General features: G+C 37.7%; 16 protein-coding genes. 5 read left to right on the top strand and 11 right to left on the bottom strand.

The window, feature by feature from the left end:
- The first annotated feature begins 6 nt into the window (after positions 1-6).
- Both G4Y78_RS18025 and G4Y78_RS18020 read left to right on the top strand, forming a co-directional pair.
- Positions 7-666 (top strand): SctK family type III secretion system sorting platform protein, encoded by a 660-nt coding sequence (locus G4Y78_RS18025; RefSeq protein ID WP_163834348.1) that lies wholly within the window; start codon positions 7-9, stop codon positions 664-666.
- On the top strand, positions 650-1,273 hold the full coding sequence (locus G4Y78_RS18020; protein ID WP_163834347.1) for an HrpE/YscL family type III secretion apparatus protein: 624 nt from the start codon (positions 650-652) through the stop codon (positions 1,271-1,273). Before G4Y78_RS18025 ends, G4Y78_RS18020 begins: the two co-directional genes overlap by 17 nt.
- On the opposite strand, the gene G4Y78_RS18015 is transcribed toward G4Y78_RS18020, so the two are convergent.
- Entirely contained in the window at positions 1,254-1,718 is a 465-nt protein-coding gene (locus tag G4Y78_RS18015; RefSeq protein ID WP_163834346.1) for a hypothetical protein, read from the bottom strand. The two genes, G4Y78_RS18020 and G4Y78_RS18015, sit on opposite strands and share 20 nt — an antisense overlap.
- A gap of 188 nt (positions 1,719-1,906) precedes the next feature.
- Here G4Y78_RS18015 and fusA point away from each other — a divergent pair, with 188 nt between their 5' ends.
- On the top strand, positions 1,907-3,958 hold the full coding sequence (gene fusA, locus G4Y78_RS18010) for an elongation factor G (RefSeq protein ID WP_163834345.1): 2,052 nt from the start codon (positions 1,907-1,909) through the stop codon (positions 3,956-3,958).
- An 88-nt stretch (positions 3,959-4,046) separates the two neighbouring features.
- Here the strand turns inward: fusA and G4Y78_RS18005 are convergent, their stop codons facing one another.
- Both G4Y78_RS18005 and G4Y78_RS18000 read right to left on the bottom strand, forming a co-directional pair.
- Positions 4,047-7,028, bottom strand: coding sequence for a DUF3857 domain-containing protein (locus G4Y78_RS18005; RefSeq protein WP_163834344.1), 2,982 nt, complete (start codon positions 7,026-7,028; stop codon positions 4,047-4,049).
- A gap of 274 nt (positions 7,029-7,302) precedes the next feature.
- Positions 7,303-10,035: a response regulator gene (locus tag G4Y78_RS18000; RefSeq protein WP_163834343.1), complete on the bottom strand. Its 2,733-nt coding sequence runs from the start codon at positions 10,033-10,035 to the stop codon at positions 7,303-7,305.
- Positions 10,036-10,393: 358 nt separating this feature from the next.
- Between G4Y78_RS18000 and G4Y78_RS17995 the strand changes: the two genes are divergently transcribed.
- Entirely contained in the window at positions 10,394-14,695 is a 4,302-nt protein-coding gene (locus tag G4Y78_RS17995; RefSeq protein WP_163834342.1) for a response regulator, read from the top strand.
- 165 nt (positions 14,696-14,860) lie between these two features.
- On the opposite strand, the gene G4Y78_RS17990 is transcribed toward G4Y78_RS17995, so the two are convergent.
- Genes G4Y78_RS17990 through G4Y78_RS17975 form a run of 4 tightly spaced genes read right to left on the bottom strand, consistent with a single transcriptional unit; the run spans position 14,861 to position 18,019 of the window.
- Positions 14,861-15,583: a response regulator gene (locus G4Y78_RS17990; RefSeq protein ID WP_163834341.1), complete on the bottom strand. Its 723-nt coding sequence runs from the start codon at positions 15,581-15,583 to the stop codon at positions 14,861-14,863.
- A 16-nt stretch (positions 15,584-15,599) separates the two neighbouring features.
- The gene (locus tag G4Y78_RS17985; RefSeq protein WP_163834340.1) at positions 15,600-17,303 is read right to left on the bottom strand and encodes a GspE/PulE family protein; all 1,704 of its coding nucleotides are present in this window, start codon (positions 17,301-17,303) and stop codon (positions 15,600-15,602) included.
- A 5-nt stretch (positions 17,304-17,308) separates the two neighbouring features.
- Positions 17,309-17,596: a zinc ribbon domain-containing protein gene (locus tag G4Y78_RS17980; protein ID WP_163834339.1), complete on the bottom strand. Its 288-nt coding sequence runs from the start codon at positions 17,594-17,596 to the stop codon at positions 17,309-17,311.
- A 12-nt stretch (positions 17,597-17,608) separates the two neighbouring features.
- Positions 17,609-18,019, bottom strand: coding sequence for a response regulator (locus G4Y78_RS17975; protein ID WP_163834338.1), 411 nt, complete (start codon positions 18,017-18,019; stop codon positions 17,609-17,611).
- A gap of 264 nt (positions 18,020-18,283) precedes the next feature.
- Here G4Y78_RS17975 and G4Y78_RS17970 point away from each other — a divergent pair, with 264 nt between their 5' ends.
- Positions 18,284-18,520 carry a hypothetical protein gene (locus G4Y78_RS17970; RefSeq protein ID WP_163834337.1) on the top strand — a complete coding sequence of 79 codons (237 nt, stop codon included), beginning with the start codon at positions 18,284-18,286 and terminating at the stop codon, positions 18,518-18,520.
- 62 nt (positions 18,521-18,582) lie between these two features.
- Here the strand turns inward: G4Y78_RS17970 and sctU are convergent, their stop codons facing one another.
- From sctU to sctR, 4 genes are read right to left on the bottom strand one after another with little or no spacing between them, the layout of a single operon-like run.
- Positions 18,583-19,632: a type III secretion system export apparatus subunit SctU gene (sctU, locus tag G4Y78_RS17965; RefSeq protein ID WP_163834336.1), complete on the bottom strand. Its 1,050-nt coding sequence runs from the start codon at positions 19,630-19,632 to the stop codon at positions 18,583-18,585.
- Between the two features lie 38 nt (positions 19,633-19,670).
- Positions 19,671-20,468, bottom strand: coding sequence for a type III secretion system export apparatus subunit SctT (gene sctT, locus G4Y78_RS17960; protein WP_163834335.1), 798 nt, complete (start codon positions 20,466-20,468; stop codon positions 19,671-19,673).
- Positions 20,469-20,732 (bottom strand): type III secretion system export apparatus subunit SctS, encoded by a 264-nt coding sequence (gene sctS, locus G4Y78_RS17955; protein WP_163834334.1) that lies wholly within the window; start codon positions 20,730-20,732, stop codon positions 20,469-20,471. It abuts the gene before it with no gap.
- 12 nt (positions 20,733-20,744) lie between these two features.
- Positions 20,745-21,389: a type III secretion system export apparatus subunit SctR gene (sctR, locus tag G4Y78_RS17950; protein WP_163834333.1), complete on the bottom strand. Its 645-nt coding sequence runs from the start codon at positions 21,387-21,389 to the stop codon at positions 20,745-20,747.

Genomic DNA, 21,389 nt, shown 5'->3' with positions numbered 1-21,389 from the left:
TAATCGTTGAGTACGACACTTGCTGTGGCCATTGCCCAATTTAACTGGTCACCACTTAGTATCATGCATCCAAGCCAGTTAGCTGCTTTTAAGGAGACAGTTTGGTGGCAGGTGGTAGCAGGTGAAAGTCAGCTAACAGCTATGTTGGATCACTATCTGCTCAACCATTTAAAACTATCACACTGTCCTGATTATAACTTTGATCAGCCACTAAAGCGCGTATCATTGCTGGAACAGGAAACAATTTACCAATGGTTGCTGGCTATCGGTGTTACCCTTCATTCTCATACCATTAAACAAACAATGTGGCGTCAGGAACAGTTGCTGATAAAAGAGCAAGTTGGTGAACAGTGGTATCATTTTGCTTTATCCAATGGGTTGTTTTTATATCACCAGCCTATTGAATCAATAGATCAGTGGCTTGCTCAATTAACTATCAATGAGCACTATTATGAACAATTACTGGTTGTGGGCTTAATGGTTTGGCGAGCTTGCCTGGAAAATCCTGCAGCGGGTTGGTGGCAGCGCTTACAGTTAAAGTTACCTGCTAATCTTGCTTTAGACATCATTTCGCCATTGCCTGAACAAGTCGAGGAGCTTGTGGCTTTAAATAAAATATTAGAAAAATTGCTTCATCAGGTGTGCCCGCATGTTTTCGATTATTAACTTGAATCAAGGTGATTTTCAAATAGCGCCAGGAACAAAGTTAATCAAGCAAGTAGAATACGCTAAGTTGTTATCTGCGGAGCAATTAATTGAACAAGCAAAGCAACAGGCTGGGAATATTGTAGCAGAAGCTGAAATATTACAGCAGCAGGAAATGACCAGAGGATATAACCAAGGTTTAGCAGAAGCCAAGCAACAACAGGCTGAGGTAATTAATCGAACCCTGCTGGAGTGCGCACAATTTAAAACCCAGCTCGCAACAGAGCTAGTGCAGGTCGTATTACAGTCAGTGAAAAAAGTTATTGCTGATTATGGTGATATTGATCTAATAAAGGCTTGTGTTACTCAGGCATTAGCGCAAACCTCCGATTGTCAGCAATTAAGTTTATTGGTTGCGCCTGCCATGTTGACGACAGTTAAAGACCATTTGGATGACATCAAAGTAATTGCCCCTGATATTCAGTGGGAAGTTTTACCTGATAGCAGTATTACAGGTTTTGGATGTAAAGTGGAAACTCCAATCAAAGTTATTGATACAACCATTGATAACCAGCTGGCGGCTTTGGAAAAAGCAGTTAATGAGTGGTTTACGAGTTCTGATAAATAACTTTTTGTAATGATTTTAACTGAAAATAAGGGTGGTAGTTTTTTAGTTCAAAAGTAAACCATTCTTGTCCATGTTCCCAATGGCTGGTTTTTCCGTTAAACCATTTTTTATATATCATTTTTAATTTTTCAGTAGAGAGTGGGCGTTTTAAATCTGTTTTTAAAGCATTTGCGGAACCTGTTACATGGTTTATTGATGGGACTAATGATAGCAAATAAATAAAGGCATCAAATACTAAAAAGGGATTTTTTAAACTGCCTGCGCTGGATAAGCGGCGATAAATAATAAAAACAATAGTATCAGTTTCTAAACGATACACGATTTGAAAACCATTAATGATGACTTGAAAGCCCAGCTGAAAAGAAGAGTCTTTTAAATAATAAGGTTCGGTAGAAAACCCTAGTTGCTGTAATTTTTCTGACAACGCATCTTGATAATCAAGCATAGTGAGTCATTTTCAAAGACGGTTTATTACATAGAGTGTTATAGTGACAGGTAAGTCAAAATAATTCAATGTTTGACAATGTTATGTCAATAGTGTATTGACAGGAATAGTATCTTAACGGAGTTTGAGAATAACATACTATTTTGGCAGGTTAACAGGGAATCAGGGATCTCAGGAAGAGCGTCATTATGACATATACGACAAATGATATTAGAAATATTGCCCTTATCGGTCACACTGGAGCAGGTAAAACAACACTGACCGAGCGACTGTTATATACCACGGGTACTATCACCAGCATAGGATCAGTTAGTCGTGGCACCACCCTCAGTGACTTTGATGAACAGGAAAAAGCGCAAGGTCATTCGCTTTATCCAGCAGTTTGTAGTTTTAATTATCAGAAAACGCATATTAATTTACTCGATACGCCAGGGTTTCCTGACTTCTCTGCGAGGGCAATGAGTGTGCTTGCTGCCGCTGATGCTGTTGCACTGGTGATTAATGCAGCGGAAGGAATCGAGATGATTGCTGAGCGGCTTATGGAGTGCGCTAAATACTTCAAGTTATGTAGGATGATAATTGTTAATCGCATCGATAGTCAGCAGGTTAATTATCAGGCACTTATAGAACAAATTCAGATGGCATTTGGCGAAGAATGTTTACCCTTAAACTTACCTGTTAACCACGGTGCAGCAGTAACAGACTGTTATTTTGCGCCTGATCAAAGCCAACAACCTGATTTTAGCTCAGTAGAGGAAGTACATAGCCAGTTAGTTGATCAGGTGGTGGAAGTGGATGATCAGTTAATGGAGCTTTATTTAGAACAAGGTCAGTCACTCAACCCTACCCAGTTACACGATCCTTTTGAAAAAGCCTTGCGAGAGAACCACCTTATTCCTATTTGCTTTACATCAGCTGAAACAGGTGCTGGTATTGAAGAGCTGTTACAGGTTTTTAAGCAGCTGATGCCAAGCCCATTAGAAAGCAATCTACCGCAGTTTGTAAAAGGTGAAGGAGAAAAAATTTCACCAGTGAAAGTTGTGGCGGACCCTGGCAAGCATGTGATAGCCCATGTGTTTAAGGTGGCTGTTGACCCTTATGTAGGGAAGCTCGCCATGTTTCGTATTCATCAAGGTACAGTGAAACCTGATACCCAGCTATTTATTGGTGATAATAGAAAATCCTTTAAAGTGTCTCACTTACTCAGTTTACAAGGTAAAAAGACACAAGAAATCAGTAAAGGGATTCCTGGTGATATATGCGCTGTGGCGAAAATCAACGAAATAGAATACGACAATGTATTACATGATTCTCATGATGAAGATCACTATCATTTAAAGCCAATTGAATTACCACCACCGATGCATGGTTTAGCAATAGAGCCTGTGCGGCGGGGTGATGAACAAAAGTTATCAGATGCATTGCATAAAATAGTGGCAGAAGATCCAACACTAGTGGTGGAGCAGCGGGTTACAATGAATGAAACAGTGCTTCGTGGTCAAGGTGAGCATCATCTAAAAATTATTTTGGAAAAAATGCACCAGCAAATGAATGTGGAGGTGTCTACTCACCCTCCTAGCATTGCCTACCGAGAAACTATCACCCAGCCTGCTGAGGGTCATAGTCGCCATAAAAAACAAACCGGTGGAGCAGGTCAGTTTGGCGAGGTTTTTCTTAAAGTTGAGCCATTAGCACGTGGTGCAGGTTTTGAGTTTGTGAACCAAATTACTGGCGGGGTTATTCCTTCACAATTTGTTCCTGCTGTAGAAAAAGGTGTAAAACAAGTATTGGAAGGCGGTGCTATTGCAGGTTACCCTTTACAGGATGTGAGAGTGATCGTTTATGATGGCAAGCATCATCCGGTTGACTCGAAAGAAATTGCTTTTGTTTCAGCAGGTAAAAAAGCCTTTTTGGATGCTATTGATAAAGCAAAGCCTGTCGTATTAGAGCCAACCGTCAACTTAACAATTACTGCTCCTGCACAATGTATGGGGGATATCTCGGGAGATATTGCCAGTTTTAGGGGAATTATCAGCGGTACGGAAGCATTGCCTGGTGGTAGAATTAAAATTAAAGCCCAAGTTACACTGCGAGAAATTAGTGACTATCAGTCCCGGTTAAAATCCATTACAGGAGGAGAGGGTTTTTATTCAATGTCATTTAGCCACTATGATGTGGTGCCGGGCGATTTGCAGCAAACGTTAGTTAAAGAGTATCAGCAACATAAAGAAGCATCATAAAAACCAGGGGACAGGTCTTGTATTACCATATCAAGGTGTTGACTGGTAAAGCAAGACCTAAACCAATGGGCTTTGAGTAAAGGTGTCCTTAACTGGTTTGCTCTTTGCGAGCTGTATTCCAGTATTCCATCAGTTGAGTTGAAAATAATTTGTTATCTTGATTGGTTTGGTCAATGTAGAAAACAAACTCAGAACCATCATGACGGGTGATAACAATCTCAGCGTAGTTGTCAGAAGTGTCTTCTATATCAATTGCTTTAATTTCATTAAATTTAGCTACTTCTACGAATAGTTGATTACTTAATTCATCACGCCAATAGCTGATAACTTTTTTACTAGTGATGCCTGAGCCTTGTTCCTGAATAGAAGCAAACCCATCAGAATAAAAGAATAGTAACTGCTCATTGCTGGCTAAGGCGCCAGCTCGCCTTAAAAATTGATAGTCGTCAGTCCATAATTCATTACCTTTAATGACTTGGTCATTAGGAAAGAAATAAGTAGTGGTACCAACATTAATGGTAAAAACAGCAATGAAAAACAATACTAATATGCCATGGCTATAACTCCACTGGGAGTTTGCTTGTAATGCATTGGAGTTAGTTGTCAATCTATTAATTTTTGATTGTAACCAAACTAAAGGTAAACAAGCCAGTAGGGCAAGCCAATAAGGACTGGTGGGGGACCACATAACCACTGCTAGTACCAAGAAAATGCTGCTGGCAATAGCAAGTGCCACAATAGACAATGGCTGTTTATTGGTTTTATGGACTTTACGAATAAGCCAGAAAAAGCTGATTGGATAGCATACACTTAACCAAAGTGCTTTTTTTGAAGAAATATTGTGTTGGCTATACCATTGTCGATAAAACCAATAAAAATGATATAAATTGAATGAAAAAGCACTGAGTAAGAAAAACTTAGTAATACTTAATGGATAGCCACTTTGCTTGTTTTCTTCTTGTCGGTTTAAGTAATCAAACTTAACAAATAAACTTAAAATTAATATAAAACCAGCAATGACTAATAGCAAAATACTACTGACCATAATAATAGTGCGAAAATTCCACTGATAAAAAAGCTGATTGTTATTATCACTTGTCTGAACGGCACTTGGTTTAGGCTCACCATATTGCTGCCATATTGAATAATCTAGATTGTCATCTACTTTTTTGATGTCTTTGACATAACGATTTATTTCATCAGCAGTGACGTTATCTTGTAAAAGTGAAAACTGATGATCCAGAGTTAATATATGATGTGTGTTATCAAAGTTGGTATTACCACTGTATTTGAAAAAAGGGTTAGTTATAGTTATCTGCTCGTTTTCTAAAGACCAGTCTTCATCAAGTTTTACCAGTGTTTGATGCTGTATTTCAGCAGGGTGCTCTAAGACAAATGGCATGGTCCGATTGGTTTGATCTGGCTGGTCAAGCAATTTGTATATACCCCAGTTGTTAATATCAAGAGTATATTTTTGTTTTTTCTCATTCTTTTTCCACATGCCAGGAATATGATAACTACCCTCTAGTATAAAGTGGTTGTTAATTTTGTCTTCCGATACGGTTAATGGTTCTAGTGTTTCAATATTAGGGTAGTAACGATTAAGGTAATTCAAAAAGCTTTTTCTGAAATACTTCAAGCCATTACGAGCCAAATAGCTTCTCATTCTGTCAGCCGCCTGGTATTGATAAGCCAGCTTTATGTTATAAATGGCTGGTTTATCTACTTCTCCAGTTAAATCGAGTTCATCAGATATTTGTCGTAAGTAACGATATGTTGGGTTTTTCATTGAGGTTAATCCCGATTCGGCGGGCTTTACCAATAAAGCAAATCCATAATTTGGCTGATAACGATGCTGTAGATCACCTGCTTGAAATGATAAGGTGGGATCAAGCCAGTAGTGTTGGTTATTTAATTCCACATAGGCAATCACATGGTTAAATGCAGTAGGGTATGCTGGTATTTTAGCTAATTGATGCTGATCATCTGTGCTTACCAATGCTGGATAACCGCTAATAGATAAAGCTTGCAAAATAGCCAATAACAGCATGGTTTTATCTTTGCAGTCTCCAAAGCGCCGGCTCAAGGTGGTAGTTGGTAAACTTGGTACATGGGAGCCTATACCTGCTTCAATACCTAAATAACGAATTTCATCTTGTACAAAAGCTAAAGCAGCTATTACTTGATCAGCTGGGTCGGTATGTTTTTGTTTGATCTTCTGGGCTATTGTTTGGATTTCCAGATGTTTGGCTTGTTTGATTGCATAATGGGGAATTGCCCAATTGACTACCTGCTGCCAATTTTTAAACTCGCTAAAGTATAGCTGGGGGTAGGGGGAAAACCATTTAGGCGTATCTTCATCTTGAAGTAACACAGGAATATTATGTTGTGTGATTTGGTATTCAGTTGTTTGGCCTTTTTGTATTAACTCTGGGGTGAGATCAGTTTTAAATTGATTAATAAAAAGTGGGCGTTGCTGGGGCCATAATAATCTAAAAAAGTGTGTGCCTACTGGTACAGACCATTTTAGCTTAGTGATGTAACTAAATTTCCCTTTAAATGCAGGGTTATCACCTATAATGGAGTAACTATAATCGATTTTATCCCCCACTCGAACATCACTAAGTACAATGGTGATAGTTTTAGAACCATCATAAATTAAGTGTTCGAGGTCTGTTTCTCGTTGGATGACTTTGATATCTGCTGTTTTAAGCTGATCAAGAATTTGGTTGTCGCGGATAACTTGTAGTTGGTGTAGCTGAACGGTTTCATAGCTAGGATCAAAGTTGATAGTGATTTGCGAGCTATTTTCAACCCCTTCCTGATTAGTCAACTCTATTTGAAAGTGAGAATAATAGTGGGCTTGATCCACTACCTTGACTTGTTTATCGACTAAGCGATAGTACTCGCCATTAGCCAGCTCATCTTTCGGTACTGTTTGATCCGTGGCTGTGGGTGCTGACTTTACCCAGTCAGGTAGAGGAGTCACATTCACTGCTTGAGCCTGAGCAACGGAAAAGCAGCTAAATATAATGAAAAGCGTTAACCAACTATGAATGCGTAAAACCATATAGCGCTATTAATACCAAAATCTAGTGATTAAATGGCGAGCAATTATAGCGAGTTAAGTGAATGGAATCACGAAAATTTTAAACCAGTTGCAAATAGGTAGTTAGGACGTTAAAAATCAATTACTTATCTTTGGTAGTAGCGATAGGTGTCGCAATAGTGCAGAAGCAATCTCAGGCTAATGTTTTTAAGGGAGTGATGACCTGTCAATCTAGGTATGCCTGAGTGGTTGTTGTTTACGCTGAGGTAGCGTCTTTTAGCGTTTTAATATGTTGTTACAATTGGCTTTCCTGGTTTTCTTTCACTTTCTGTTGTTGGGCGCGTGTCCATTTAAGCAATACATTAATGACTTCTTCAAGTTGAAAAGGCTTGCCAATATGGTCGTTCATGCTTGCTGCTAGTGCTGTTGCTTGATCTGACTCCATAGTGCTGGCGGTCATGGCAATAATAGGCAGTTTTTTTAAACCAAGCGTATTGCGGATTTCTTTTGTTGCACTATAGCCATCCATATTAGGCATTTGAATATCCATTAAAACAGCATCAAATGAATGATGATTGTTTTTTATAATATTGATTGCAGCGACACCGTCATTGGCTAATTCAACGGCTGCTCCCTCAATTTCTAATAGCTCTTTCGCTACTTGTTGGTTGGTGGGATTATCCTCAACCAATAATAAAGTTAAGCCTTCTAGGTGTTGCTTTTTAACCTGTGGAGCTACATGATAACAATGGTTTTTATCTTTAATTGCTTTTGCAACACTATCAAGGAACATTGCGGGAGTAACAGGTTTATACAATAAGCCATCTGTTGACACTTGCTTGACAGCTTTTTGAGCCTCACCTCGGTGGGCGTTAACAATAATAATCAACGGGCATGTAGCTGATTCATAGTGCGCTTTAATTTGTTCGCAGGCTTGACAGCCGTCCATACCCGGCATACACGAGTCTACTAGAATTAAATCATAAGTTGGAAAGTCTATACGTTGATTGCGTATTTTAAATATAGCCTCTTCTCCACTTTCAACCGTTTCAGCAGTCCAGCCAATTTCATTGACCATCATTGATAATGCTTGGCGTGCAAACACATTATCATCAACAATTAATACCTTTAAATTATCTGGTAATATATAAGTTTGTTGTTGGGAGAGGGGGAGGGAGGCAGCCACTTGGCAAGAAATGTTAAATCTAAAGATACTCCCTTTGCCTAATTCACTCTCAACGCAGATTGTTCCACCCATTAACTCCACTAAGTGTTTACTAATCGTCAGGCCAAGACCAGTACCACCAAATCGTCTAGTCGTAGAGGTTTCTGCCTGGCTAAAGCAATCAAATATTTTTTCTAATTGTTCAGGGGCAATTCCAATACCAGTGTCACGAACTTCAAAAAATAATATATGAGTTTCTTTTAATTCCGTTGACTTAACTGATAACACAATTTCACCAGTATTGGTAAACTTAATGGCATTGCTAGTCAGGTTGATTAAAACCTGCTGTAAACGCAGCTCATCTATCATAAAGTTCTTTTGTGATAAGTCAGGGGTGATATCAAAGATAATTTCTAGTTTTTTATTGCCAATATTATTCGCAGCAATGACACCTACGTTGTGCAAGAGTTGATCAATATTGTTGGGGCGTAAATCCAGGGTAAGTTTACCCGCTTCGATTTTGGAAAAATCGAGAATATCATTGATAATAGCCAATAATAAACGAGCAGCCGATTCCATCTTTTGTACATAGTCTGATTGCTTGGTATTAAGGAAAGTTTTTGTCAATAACTGAATCATCCCTAAGATAGCATTCATTGGAGTACGGATTTCATGGCTCATGTTGGATAAAAACTCACTTTTTGCTCGATCTGCTGCTTTAGCTGCTTTGAGTGCTTCATTTAGTTCATTTGTGCGCTCCTCTACTTTATGTTCAAGCTCAGATTGATGGCGTAGCTGCTGAGTTAACATGTTGTTATGGGCTGTCGCCAGTAAGCCAATTTCATTTTGTGATGTTAATTTAACAGGTTTGCTTAGTCGGGTGGCATGAGTTAGCTGTTCTATTGGGCCAGAAATACGTCGTGCCATAAATAACCCAAAGGTTGCGCCTAAAATGAGTATTACCAATATTGAAACAAAAAAATAGGCAAACGGTTTTTTTACTGGGCTAAATATTTCCTTGCGGTCCATTTTCACAATTAACACCCATGGTAGGTCGATTATTTGGCTAGCAACGGCGATTACTTCATGGCCACGATAATCTTTCACCTCGGGTATGACAGTTGTTGTATTGATGTCTTTTTGGATAAATGAATTATTGCTAGCTTTCTGTGAATTAAATGCTGTTACTGGCGTGTTAACAGTTGTTGATGTAAATCGTAAAGGATGAATGACTTGGAGGGGTTGACTATCCTCTTGTCGAGCAACGATTAATTCCCCGGTTGTTCCCATGCCAACATAATTGGTGAAAGTACTTAAAAAGCTATCTGCTTCAAATTGAACAAGCAAATACCCAATCGATTGGTTTTGTAAAAAGAGTGGCTCTACAATTTGTATATTGAAGTGGTTATTACCATTGCGCCATACTAATGGACGGTTTGGTTCATCCAGTTGTTGATGATTAATAGCTGTTGACTGTATTACTTCGTTATTAATGTAGGTGTCCAATACAAGCTCTTGTTGTCGACTATAAATAAAAGCAGCCTCAATACCTTCGACAGAATGAATCGCATCATCAAGAATACGTTGCATGTAGGTGACTAATTTGGCTTCAGATTTATTTTGATAATCTTGCAATAGAGTACGTAGTTTAGTTCTGCTTGCAATCAATTTGACCCGATCACGGTGGTGGCTAATTAAAGTATGTAAACGTGCTTGTTGTATTTCACTGATGGTGGCTAAATGTTCTATGGCATTTTTTTCAACAAAGCTTGTAGCATTAATATATAGTAGTAATGTAATAATAACAGTGGGTAACAGTGAAAATAGGCTCAGGTTTAAAGTCAGGTCGGTCCTTATCTTCATTAGTTGCTTATTCCATTGACTTAAGCTGATCTGTAAATAAGTATAGGAAAAATGTTGTCTTGAGAACTGGTAATTTACTTTATTAAATATTGATGTCTGTTAGGTTTGTAGTTTTGGCTTTACTCAACAGTTTTTTGGGTTATATGAATTGCTTTTTGATTAGTATAAATTATCAGGATGATTTTTTATGTGAAATTACCTTGTTAAATATAAATAACTAGGGCAGGTGAGTTAACTTAACGCTAAACTTCTATTTATATAAAAGTATAATAAGATGTATCGTAGGACTTAGCTTTTTGGTTGGTTATACATGGGTGGCTATAGTTAAGTCGTGTATGATTTTTAATTTGAGAAAAATATGTCATATTTATATAAAAAAAATATGTTTCGTTTAGTAATCTTGCTTTTAAGTATTATATTGTTGGTTATTGGTTTTGCTTATGTTAGTTATTTCAAGGAAAAGAAACAAGTATACTCAAAGTTTAATATATTACTTTTAAGTGAAGTTGAAGAAGAAGCTATTAAAATATCTGAAAAGTTAAACAGATTGAAGGAAGATGTCGCTTTTTTAGCTGATGTGCCACCAATCCAAGGTATAATCAGAGCAGTTGGCAATGATGGGTTTGATGTAAAAGAAAATAGCCATATTGCTTTATGGTTAAGTCGCCTTAATCAAATATTCAGTAGCTATTTAAAGTCTCATCCTGATGTCTATCAAGTGCGTTATATTGGGGTGGCCAATAATGGTCGAGAGCTAGTTAGAGTAGATAAGGAGAACAATAAAATTGTCATAGTTAGTGAAGAAAAATTACAATCTAAAAGCCACAGAGATTACTATCAGCAAACAGCTAGGCTAAAATCGGGCGACTTCTATATTTCTGACATTACTTTAAATCGTGAAAATAATACCATTGTAGTTCCTTATGTCCCCACTCTTAGAGTAACAACACCTATTTATCATGAGAGTACTGGCAAACTGTTTGGGATGATTGTTATCAACTATGATACAACCCAATTATTTTCTAGTTTAATTGCAGGTTTGCCTGAATTTTTTCAGTTATATTTAACTAATTCATCTGGAGACTTTTTAATTCATTCTAAGGCAGAGAAAACATTTGGCTTTGACTTGGTACAACGGTATCAATGGCAGGACGAGTTTAAACAGCATCCCAGTAATAGTGATATGCCTGATGGGTTGGTGTTTTATAACCATGTTCAAGGGATTCAACTGGCCAGAAGTCAACAGTTAGTATTAGCCCAACAGCCAAAACGTTTTTTAAATATTATTGTTACTTTGCCAGAGACAGTGGTTAATAACAGTTTTATTCAAAGCTTAATTACCAATGTACTAGCAATGATAGTAGTTATGTTGGTAGTTGGGGGAATGCTGTATTTATATTGGTTAAACATACAACAACGCCAGCGAGTCAATGAAGAGCAAGCCCGGTTAGCGGCTATTGTTACTAGCACTCAGGACGCAATGATTGGTAAAAATTTGCAAGGTGTTATTACTGACTGGAATCGGGCAGCTGAAAAAATGTTTGGTTACACCGCTGAAGAAGCCATTGGCAAACATTTGATTGATATCATTATTCCAGAAGAACGCAAGCATGAAGAAGATAATATTCTTAAAAATGTCTCATCAGGAAAAGTAATTCCTCATTTCAATACGCAAAGGCATGATAAAAATGGCAACATAATTGATGTTTCTATTTCTGTTTCACCTATTTTCAATAGCAAAGGTAAAATAGTGGGTGCAGCGAATACGGCGAGAGATATTACTCAGCAAATAATTATAGAGAATCAGATTCGGGAATTAAATACTTCTTTAGAACAACGAGTAGCTGACAGAACTGCAGAAATTCACCACTACGCTTCTTTGCAAGAAGCTATTTTAAATCAAGCCAGTACTGCGATTATTGCAACGGATATTGATGGTATCATTAATTTATTTAATCCTGCAGCAGAGCAGATGCTAGGCTATAGCGCTGTAGAAGTAATGAATGAGCTTAATATTAGTACCTTATTACTTCAACAGGAAGTGGTTGATCGAGCAAATGAATTTTCAGAACAACTGCAAGAGTCGGTTGAACCTGGGTTTGAAACGCTAGTTGTTAAATCTCAGAACAATCTAGCCAATGAACATGAGTGGACATTTGTTAGGAAAGACAGCTCTACTATTCCTGTTTTTTTGTTAGTGAATGCTTTACTTGATAAGCTTGGGGGTACTTATGGGTTTTTATTTATAGTAACCAATATAACCCAGTTAGTAGAGAATAAGCGTAAACTAGTGTTAATACGTGATCAATTAATCAAGGCATCAGAAGTGGCTCAGTTGGGTATTTGGAGTTGGGATTTAGAAAATAATAAACTGGACTGGAATAAACAGATGCTTGATATTTATCAAGTGCCTGAGCAATCACACAAGACAGATCTTTATTATGAATATTGGTATAACACAATACATCCAGAAGACAGAGAGGAAACAGTTGATAAGTTAAGTAAAGCTATAGCAGGGAAGGGGATATTTGATCCAATCTTTCGAATTATTCATCCCAATGGTGATATTCGTTATATTAAAGCAGGAGCTACGGTTGAGCGTAACAAAAAAGGAGAGCCAGTACTCCTGCTTGGTATTAATAGGGATATTACCGAGCAATTAATGCATGAAATGCAATTAGAAAAAGCCAAATCTAAAGCAGAAGTGGCCAATCAAGCAAAGTCAGATTTTGTTGCGAATATGAGCCATGAAATTCGTACACCCATGAATGCTATATTAGGAATGGTTCAGCTATTATTGAAAACCTCTCTTGATAAAAAACAATTTGATTATGTACAAAAAACCGAATCGGCTGCTCGGTTATTACTCGGTATTCTCAATGATATTCTTGATTTTTCCAAAATCGAAGCGGGTAAACTTACCCTAGATTTACAACCTTGTCATATTGATGAAATGTTGAAAAATGTGGGTATGGTTGCATCTAATAATGTAGGGAATAAAAGATTAGAAATTTTGTTTGATATTGATCCTGTGTTATCACAAAAAATGTTTATTGTTGATGAGTTACGTTTGCAACAAATTTTAATTAATTTAATCAGTAATGCTGTTAAATTTACTTCAAAGGGAGAAGTGATTCTTACAGTTAAGCTGATCTTGGTAAAAGAAGCTTATATTTTATTTTTTGAAGTCCGTGACACAGGTATTGGTATAGCTGCTGAAAAGCTAAAGAATATTTTTGAGGTATTTACTCAAGCAGAGACTTCAACGACCAGGCGATTTGGAGGAACAGGACTTGGTTTGGCTATTTGTGAGCGATTAGTAAAACTCATGGGGGGGGATATTAGTGTTGATAGTGAGCTAGGAAAAGGAAGTACTTTTAAATTTAAAATCCCTTGTAAGGCAGCTTCATCAACGCCTCAACTTAGATTTGAGAAGTTGCCAAAAAATATCAAAGTATTGATTGTTGATGATAATGAATTTTCACGCCATGTATTATCAGTGATGGTCAAGTCTTTCGGGTGGATATCTGATGAAGCCAAGGATGGTGAGGAAGCCATTTATAAAACGAAAACCAATACAGAGGGATTATCTCCTTATGATTTGGTTTTATTAGACAGGCGTATGCCTGGTATAGATGGTTTTAAAGTGTGTGATAAAATCAAATCACAATATACAATAGATAAAGCACCACTGGTTATTATGATTACTGCTGACCATAAAGAAGCAGAAGAATATTCCAAAAAAGCTGATGCTTTACTCTTTAAGCCTATAACCGCTTCAATGTTATTTGATACAGTAATGGACCTGATTAAGGATAGTGTGCAATATCAAACTCATGATATTAGTGAACGACGCTTAGATCAAATGTCATTACTTTTAGTTGAAGATAACCCTACTAACCAACAGGTAGCAAAGGAGTTATTAGAAATTGAGGGGGCAAAAATTACATTAGCCGATGATGGTCTTGAAGCCATTGGGTACCTTAAGCAATCCAGTGATTCATTTGACATTGTATTAATGGATATTCAAATGCCTAATATGGATGGCTATAGTGCAACAAAAGAAATCCGTAATACCCTTGGCCTAAAAGCACTGCCAATCATTGCCATGACGGCCAATGCGATGGAGTCTGACCAACAGGCTGCCTTGGCGGCAGGTATGAATGATCATGTTGGTAAGCCATTTGAACTTGATGAAGTGATTGATGTGCTACTTAAATGGGTACATCCTCAACAGCAGGCAACGAAAGAAACACAAGATAAGGGCGTTCTCACTGATAATTCTTTATTAGATATGGAAAGTGCTATTAAGCGGTTTGGTGGCCATAAGAAAGTTTACCAACGTGTATTAAGTAGCTTTTTAAAAGATATCCCTAAATTAATGGACGCAGTGCCTGCACGCAGACCTACAGAATCAATTGATAAAATTGCAAATACCTTGCATACCATTAAAGGAGTAACTGCCACTATGGGTTCAGAGGCTATTGCGCAAACGAGTGAACAACTGGAAACCTTATTACGTAATAATGACAGTGGTGATTATGAGAGTTTATTTATACAACTCACACAACAGGTGAAGAGCACCTGTCAGTATGTGGAAGCACTTGTGCTAGAGTTAGAAGAAAAACCTCAAGAACAAACAGAAAAATCACCAAGCTAGGGCAGAGCCTGATTGAATATTACAGTCATAACCCTTCGGTTCGTGGTTATATTTCCACTCAGTGGTATCACATATCATTTATGTAGAATGAATAAGAATACCCTAAACTAACTATATTTCTATTTTTTTATGTATAGTTACAGCCTAAAATAATTTTGATAAAAATTAATCAAGCTTATCAAGCTCATACATTAATTGGCAGTATAATAGTTCCCCATCTTTAATGAGATCTTCTGCATGGGTTGGATTTCTTTGTTCATAGGCCAACAGCAGGTTTTCAAAATCAGCCGCCGCAGAGGATAATGCTTGCATACCGTAGATACCTGCTGTCCCTACGATTTTATGTGTCTCTAGAATTAGTTCATGTAGATTACTGGTTAATGATTGCTGGTTAATAATTGCATTCCAATAGTGCTCAATAGTTGGTTTGACTTCATGTTTAAGATAGTGCTGGTATTTTTCGGTTAACGCAGTTAAACGATTACTGCTGGTTGAGCTTGATTGTATTGGTTGATTAGTTGATGTAAGCAACTCTTCAATTTGTGCAGGAATATTCTCTGGCACAAAGGGCTTGGTGATGACACCTGCAATATTAGGTAATTTTTTTTCTGAAAGAATAATGTTTTTATTTCGACCAGAAAGAAAAATAATTGGAATATTAGGGTTGTATTCATAAATTTTATCAGCAAGGTTTTCATCATCAGAGTCAGCCAGAAAAAAATCGAGTAATACTACATCTGGGCAGAAACTGTTGATTGCTTCCATACAAGCAGTCGCTGAGTCAACAGAATTGACATGAATGTCGGTATTTTCAAACCCTAAGATCACTAGTTCACGAATGACAGCCTGGTCATCAACATGAAGTACTTTGTTAAATGAGTATTGCATCAATTAACTCCTTTGTTTACTTGTCTTCAAAAACCCTGACAATGCTTGCCACTTCTTCCAAAGTGGTTTGTCCCATTAAGGCCTTTTTAAAACCATCCTTGGCTAGTGGTTGATAATGTTCACTTTGGATGGCTGCTTGATAAAAGTTTTGGTGGCTTTGTGACTGGATAATGTGATTGCGAAGCTCGTCAGTAATGCCAAGAAATTCGTGTATAGCAATACGCCCAGAAAAACCAGTATTATTGCAGGCATGACAGCCGCTACCACGATAAAGCTCAGGCATAGTCGACACATTATCCAGATCAAAAAAACGGCTCATATAAGTTTCATTAGGTGTATAAGCTTCCATACAGTTTGAGCAAATCTTGCGCACGAGTCGTTGGCCAAGCACACCAATAACCGATGGGGCAATCACAAAGTGTTCAACTCCCATTTCTACCATGCGGGTAACCGCTTGAATGGCATTATTCGTATGCAAACTGGTTAATACCATATGACCAGTGAGGGCTGCATTTGCAGCAATGCGTGCGGTTTCAAGATCACGAATTTCACCAATCATAATCACGTCAGGGTCTTGTCGTAAAACTGCACGTAATATTGAAGAAAAATTACGTCCTATTTTTTCTTCAACAGAGATTTGGGTAATGTTGGGGTGTTCGTATTCTATCGGGTTTTCAATGGTGACAATATTAATACCAGGATTACTCAAATAATTGAGTGCACAATGTAGGGTTGTGGTTTTGCCAGAACCTGTTGGCCCAGTAACAAAAATCATGCCGTTGGGTGCATTTAAAGCTTCTTGAACATGGCTGGTAATTGACTTGCTGAAACCAAGTTCGTCAAAATCAAGGTATTTATCTAGAAACTCAGTACCAAGTAACCGCATGACCAATTTTTCACCATGAAGCGTAGGCAAAACGGACAAACGAATATCAATGGTATGGTGTGATAATGCGAAGTCAAAACGGCCATCTTGGGGTCTGCGCTTTTCAGAAATATCTGCTTGAGCTAATGTTTTAAAGTAGTTTGTCAACGAAGCAGAAATTTGTAATGGTAATACTGCTTGATTAAATAGCACACCATCCTTACGAAATCGCAGTAACACATGATGTTTTTTCGACTCAATATGAATATCAGATACCTTATCTTTTAAGGCCATATAGATGATTGTATTAGCTAGGTCTTTGACTTCTTTATTACTAGCTAGCTTGACCAATTGCTCAGGAGAGTCCAAATTGGAGGTAGGTGTTAATTTTTCAGTTTTTTCTAATAACGTATCAAGACATACTGCAGCACCATAGTGCATAGCGATGGATTTTTTTATTTCATCTTCAAAACTAAAAAGAGCACTAATAGGGTGGCCAACAAATCGGCTTAAAATCACTTTAGTATTATGGTCAAGTGGGTTTTTTAAAGCAATACTGACGCGGCTGCCAAATTTGTACACTATCATTGCTGAATATTTTTCAGCAATTTCCTGGGGAATTAGCTCTAGTAAACTATCATCTATATAAGTTTCATTAAGTGGTAAATAAGCAAAATCAATGGCATCACCAATTTTTTTGCCCCATTTCTTGCGTGAAATATAACCTTCTTTAATTAGCATCAAAATAAACTGCTCGTAGTCATTATTATTGGCTTTGAGAAGTTTGCTAAAAAGCTTGTCATCGATATCCACTTCACGTCTAAGCTCTTCAATTAACTCGGGGCTAAATTGCATTGTTACTAATTGCCTCCTTGTAACAATTTTTCAATGTCTTCCTGTGACATGGTGATAGTTTCGCTTACCTCCTCTGCTTGAAGCTCTGCATCTAAGAGAAATTCTCGTAAGTGGTATTTATGAGAAAAGCTGCTATTGCTTTTTTTATTCTGTTTAAGCGACTGGCCACACATCCAGCAAAATTCACTGGTTAAGTTATTGGCAGTACCACAGCGACAGGTCAAGCGTTCTAAGGATTCACCACAGGTGGTACAGTAGCGGGCATAACTATCATTGGTATGGTTGCAACTCATTGCATGGCCGTCTTATGATTGAAGACTGGTTTCCCAAATATCCAGAAGTTTGTTACGAATATATTCTGGTCCCTGACTTTTAAGGATATAACCTCGTGCACCATTATTAATACAAGACTTAACAATATAGGCGGCATTACGAGAAGTGAGCATAATTATCTTAGCTAGTTCATCACGTTTTTTTATTTCTGCAACAAGTTCGTTACCTGGGATTCCTGGCATTGTTACATCAAGCAGGATAAGGTCAGGCTTTAATACGGGTAATTTTTCCAGAGCTTCTCTACCTCCATTAGCATATCCTGCCATGCTAAAACCAACAGATTCGACAAGCTCAGAAACATAGTCAATGACATGTTGTTCATCATCAACAAGCATTACTTTGATGTTTTTCTTTTCCGTATCCATAGCTGTTTTTGTTTCCATACGACAATATTGGTCTTTCTTATGATGTGTAGCCTAATTATAGCTTAATAACGTTTTGGTTAGTGGGTCATCGTTACTATGGCATCAGTCGCTATAAATTTGTTGCATTAGATACTAAGTTAAAATCAAATGATGAATTTATTACCAGTGTTTTAGCATCAATAGAGCTTAGTTATCAATTCATTCAGAATTTATCTAACAACTTTGTGAGATATTGGCCATAATCCAAGTAAGCGAATTAATAGCCGCTTAGGAAAGGATGCTATGTACGTTTACTTGACAAAAGAAGCCCCTAATCAAATACCTGCTCTTTTTGTTATTTTAAAACTGGAGCATGCCCCTACTGATCATTGGTTAATCAAACAAATATCAGGGTTGGCAAAGCATCAACGGCAGATCGCTTGTGATAAGTACGAAACATTCAATAGTTTTAATCAAGCATTTTATCGCTTTCAGCAATTAATTGAACTGAAGGCAGAGCAAGGCTATACCGTACAATAAATAAAGGTATTATACTCTTCGTTGTGAGTTATGCGCTTTAAAAAGAATAGTGAATGGCATACTTAATGCTCTGTGGTTTCACTAACCTGTTCAGCCCATTTAATGACTTCAGCCACGGCAGCCAGTAGCTCACTGGCAACAAATTCGTTTTCGCCAACTTTTGCTGATAACTGGCGGGCTAACCAGACATGCCTTAACACCGGAACATCGGCTTGCTCTGCCAGTTTTATCATATGTTGAGCCAGCCAGTCAGTACCTTTAGCCGTGACTTTGGGAAGTTCGGTTTCACCCCGCTTATAATAGAGTGCCACTGCATAATGGGTCGGGTTGGTCACCAGCAGATTCGCATTACTGACATTTTCGGCAATATTGGAAGCCAGTAAATCTTTGTGGATTTGTTTGCGTTGTTGTTTGATTTCTGGGTTACCTTCGGTTTCTTTATATTCCCGTTTAACTTCATCTTTGGACATTTTTAATTCTTTTTCATGGTGATGCTTTTCGTACACCATATCGAGTACAGCTAACATCACAAAAATAACTAAAACCACAATAAATAATTGTAATAGCAGGGCACCTAACAGTGGGATACTGCATTCAACTCCACAGTGTACTATTTTGACTAAATCTTGTAAGTTGGCGCGAATAACCCAGTAAATAGCGATGCTTAACGTGACAATTTTAATCACAGACTTTAAAAACTCTACTAGATTTTTTTTGGCAAAAATCTTTTTGGCGCCTTCTATCGGATTGATTTTTTTTAGTTCTGGTTTAACAGGAGTAAAAGATAATATAAAACCAAATTGCAGGTTGTTAGCCAAAATGCCAGTAATAAAAACCACGGAGAAAATGGGAGCAAGTAAGTAAAATGATTCGGTTAAAATACCTTTCCCTACTTCGCCCAGTGCTAATTGCCAGGGAGCATCAAGAAACTTGGCTGGAAGACTGATCAACGCTGTCAGGTGCGCTAAATAGTAATCACTCATTAACCAAAAAAGCATCACAATTACAACCAGTAATGCTAGGGAAACAATTTCTTTACTTTTGGCAACTTGGCCTTTTTTTCGGGCGTCGCGAATTTTCTTGGGAGTGGGCTTTTCTGTTTTTTCACTCATTGGCTAGGGCCTGATGGTATCTGTTCGAAGGCGGCTATTTATCGTATGACTGTATATAGTTTCTCGAAAACCAAATCGAGATTCAGTAGCTGGTCGCTGGCAATGGCTATTAGTATCGAAAGATAAACAACCAGAATAGCCTGTGATACCGCGCTTTTTACCGGCATGGCCAAAAAGAACACGTTGAGCTGAGGTGCAAAACGGCTAATTAACCCTAAGCCAAATTCACTGAGAAACATCCCGATAATAACTGGTGCTGCCAATAACACAGCGACATACCCGACAGTATCCAGTTGGTTTAGAAAAAAATAAACGCCATCTGAGGTAAATGCTGGTAATAAAGCTCCTACAGGCCAGAGTTGATAACTTAAAAATAACCCTTTTAAGCAAACAAGGGCTGCTCCACCAACAAAAAATAAGGTAATAATAGCCTGGCTGAGTAATAGCCCTAATGGGGAGGTTTGAGTACCTAAACTGGGGTTAATAACACTGGCTAGAGTCGCTCCTCTTTGGTTGTCAATAAAAAAACCAGCTGCTTCTATAGCCCAAAATGGAATAGCAGCGCAGTAGCCTAACATTAAACCCAGTGCAATTTCTTTAAAAAGTAATGAGAATAGCCAATAATCAGGTTTAGTGGCGAGTGCTTCTGGCGTAGGCATTAATGGAAAAACGAATAATGCAAAACTTAATGTGATACCATTACGAATTAAGGCGCCACCCAATGCTTTTTTACTAAAGACGGGTAATATAGTAAAAAAGGTAAGTAACCGGGGGAGGGCAAGTGCATAGCTTAATACGACTGCCTGAATATCAGTAAGCTGGGCCAGCGCATTCATTTAAATGTTTACCATTGCATCAAAAATATTCAACCCATAATTATAAAGTTCAATCCCTAGCCAGCGTGCAGTAAAAAATAATGTAACAATGACCGCAATCAGTTTAAGGGTAAATGACAAGGTTTGCTCTTGAATTTGTGTAAGTGCTTGCACCAGACTAACTAAAGTACCGACAAGTGACGCAGCAATAATAGGAGGTAAAGATAATATCAATACCAGTAATAGCGCCTGGGCTGAATATTGGACAATTTCTGCTTCGGTCATTGATTGAATCTTCTAATAGGATAATACCAAACCATGGGTTAGCCGTGTCCAGCCATCTAATAATACAAACAGTAATAATTTAAATGGCAAGGAAATTGTGACAGGAGAAACCATCATCATTCCCATGGCTAATAGAATATTCGAAATAATTAAATCAATAGCGATAAAGGGCAAATACAATAAAAAACCCATTTTAAAGGCATCAGTTAGTTCAGACAGAGTAAATGCAGGCATTAAAATTAATAGGCTATCTTCACTGATGCGATCGCTGTATTTTTCTGGCCATAAACTGGCTGCCGCATCTTTAAAAAAAGAACGCTCATCCTCATCACTATGTTCCAATAAAAAATCCCGATAAGGGTTTAAACCGCTATCAACAATTTTACTGATTGCTTGTTTATCCTCTAGATTAACTGGGTTTTCGATAAAATGATCATGAATAGCAAAACCAACGGGTGCCATAATATATAGGGTTAATATTAGCGCTAATCCATATAAAGCCATATTGGGGGGAATTTGTTGAATTCCCAGGGCGTTACGTAATAGAGAAAAAACCACCGCTAGCTTGACGAAAGAAGTGGCCATCACAGCAATAAAAGGAATAAGTGATACAAGCCCTAATACTACAACTAACGTAAAGGGTTCAGGTAAAGTCAT

Origin of the sequence: Spartinivicinus ruber (assembly GCF_011009015.1) — a bacterium.
GTDB classification, from domain to species: domain Bacteria; phylum Pseudomonadota; class Gammaproteobacteria; order Pseudomonadales; family Zooshikellaceae; genus Spartinivicinus; species Spartinivicinus ruber.
This window is presented reverse-complemented; position numbering and strand designations above follow the sequence as displayed.

Bases quoted from the DNA above. Each gene is read 5' to 3' on its own strand.
- sctS (WP_163834334.1), bottom strand. From the start codon at position 20,732: ATGACCGAAGCAGAAATTGTCCAATATTCAGCCCAGGCGCTATTACTG.
- G4Y78_RS17995 (WP_163834342.1), top strand. From the start codon at position 10,394: ATGTCATATTTATATAAAAAAAATATGTTTCGTTTAGTAATCTTGCTT.
- G4Y78_RS18015 (WP_163834346.1), bottom strand. From the start codon at position 1,718: ATGCTTGATTATCAAGATGCGTTGTCAGAAAAATTACAGCAACTAGGG.
- G4Y78_RS17970 (WP_163834337.1), top strand. From the start codon at position 18,284: ATGTACGTTTACTTGACAAAAGAAGCCCCTAATCAAATACCTGCTCTT.
- G4Y78_RS18000 (WP_163834343.1), bottom strand. From the start codon at position 10,035: ATGAAGATAAGGACCGACCTGACTTTAAACCTGAGCCTATTTTCACTG.
- G4Y78_RS18005 (WP_163834344.1), bottom strand. From the start codon at position 7,028: ATGGTTTTACGCATTCATAGTTGGTTAACGCTTTTCATTATATTTAGC.
- sctT (WP_163834335.1), bottom strand. From the start codon at position 20,468: ATGAATGCGCTGGCCCAGCTTACTGATATTCAGGCAGTCGTATTAAGC.
- G4Y78_RS17980 (WP_163834339.1), bottom strand. From the start codon at position 17,596: ATGAGTTGCAACCATACCAATGATAGTTATGCCCGCTACTGTACCACC.
- G4Y78_RS17975 (WP_163834338.1), bottom strand. From the start codon at position 18,019: ATGGAAACAAAAACAGCTATGGATACGGAAAAGAAAAACATCAAAGTA.
- G4Y78_RS17985 (WP_163834340.1), bottom strand. From the start codon at position 17,303: ATGCAATTTAGCCCCGAGTTAATTGAAGAGCTTAGACGTGAAGTGGAT.
- sctR (WP_163834333.1), bottom strand. From the start codon at position 21,389: ATGACTTTACCTGAACCCTTTACGTTAGTTGTAGTATTAGGGCTTGTA.
- fusA (WP_163834345.1), top strand. From the start codon at position 1,907: ATGACATATACGACAAATGATATTAGAAATATTGCCCTTATCGGTCAC.
- sctU (WP_163834336.1), bottom strand. From the start codon at position 19,632: ATGAGTGAAAAAACAGAAAAGCCCACTCCCAAGAAAATTCGCGACGCC.
- G4Y78_RS17990 (WP_163834341.1), bottom strand. From the start codon at position 15,583: ATGCAATACTCATTTAACAAAGTACTTCATGTTGATGACCAGGCTGTC.
- G4Y78_RS18020 (WP_163834347.1), top strand. From the start codon at position 650: ATGTTTTCGATTATTAACTTGAATCAAGGTGATTTTCAAATAGCGCCA.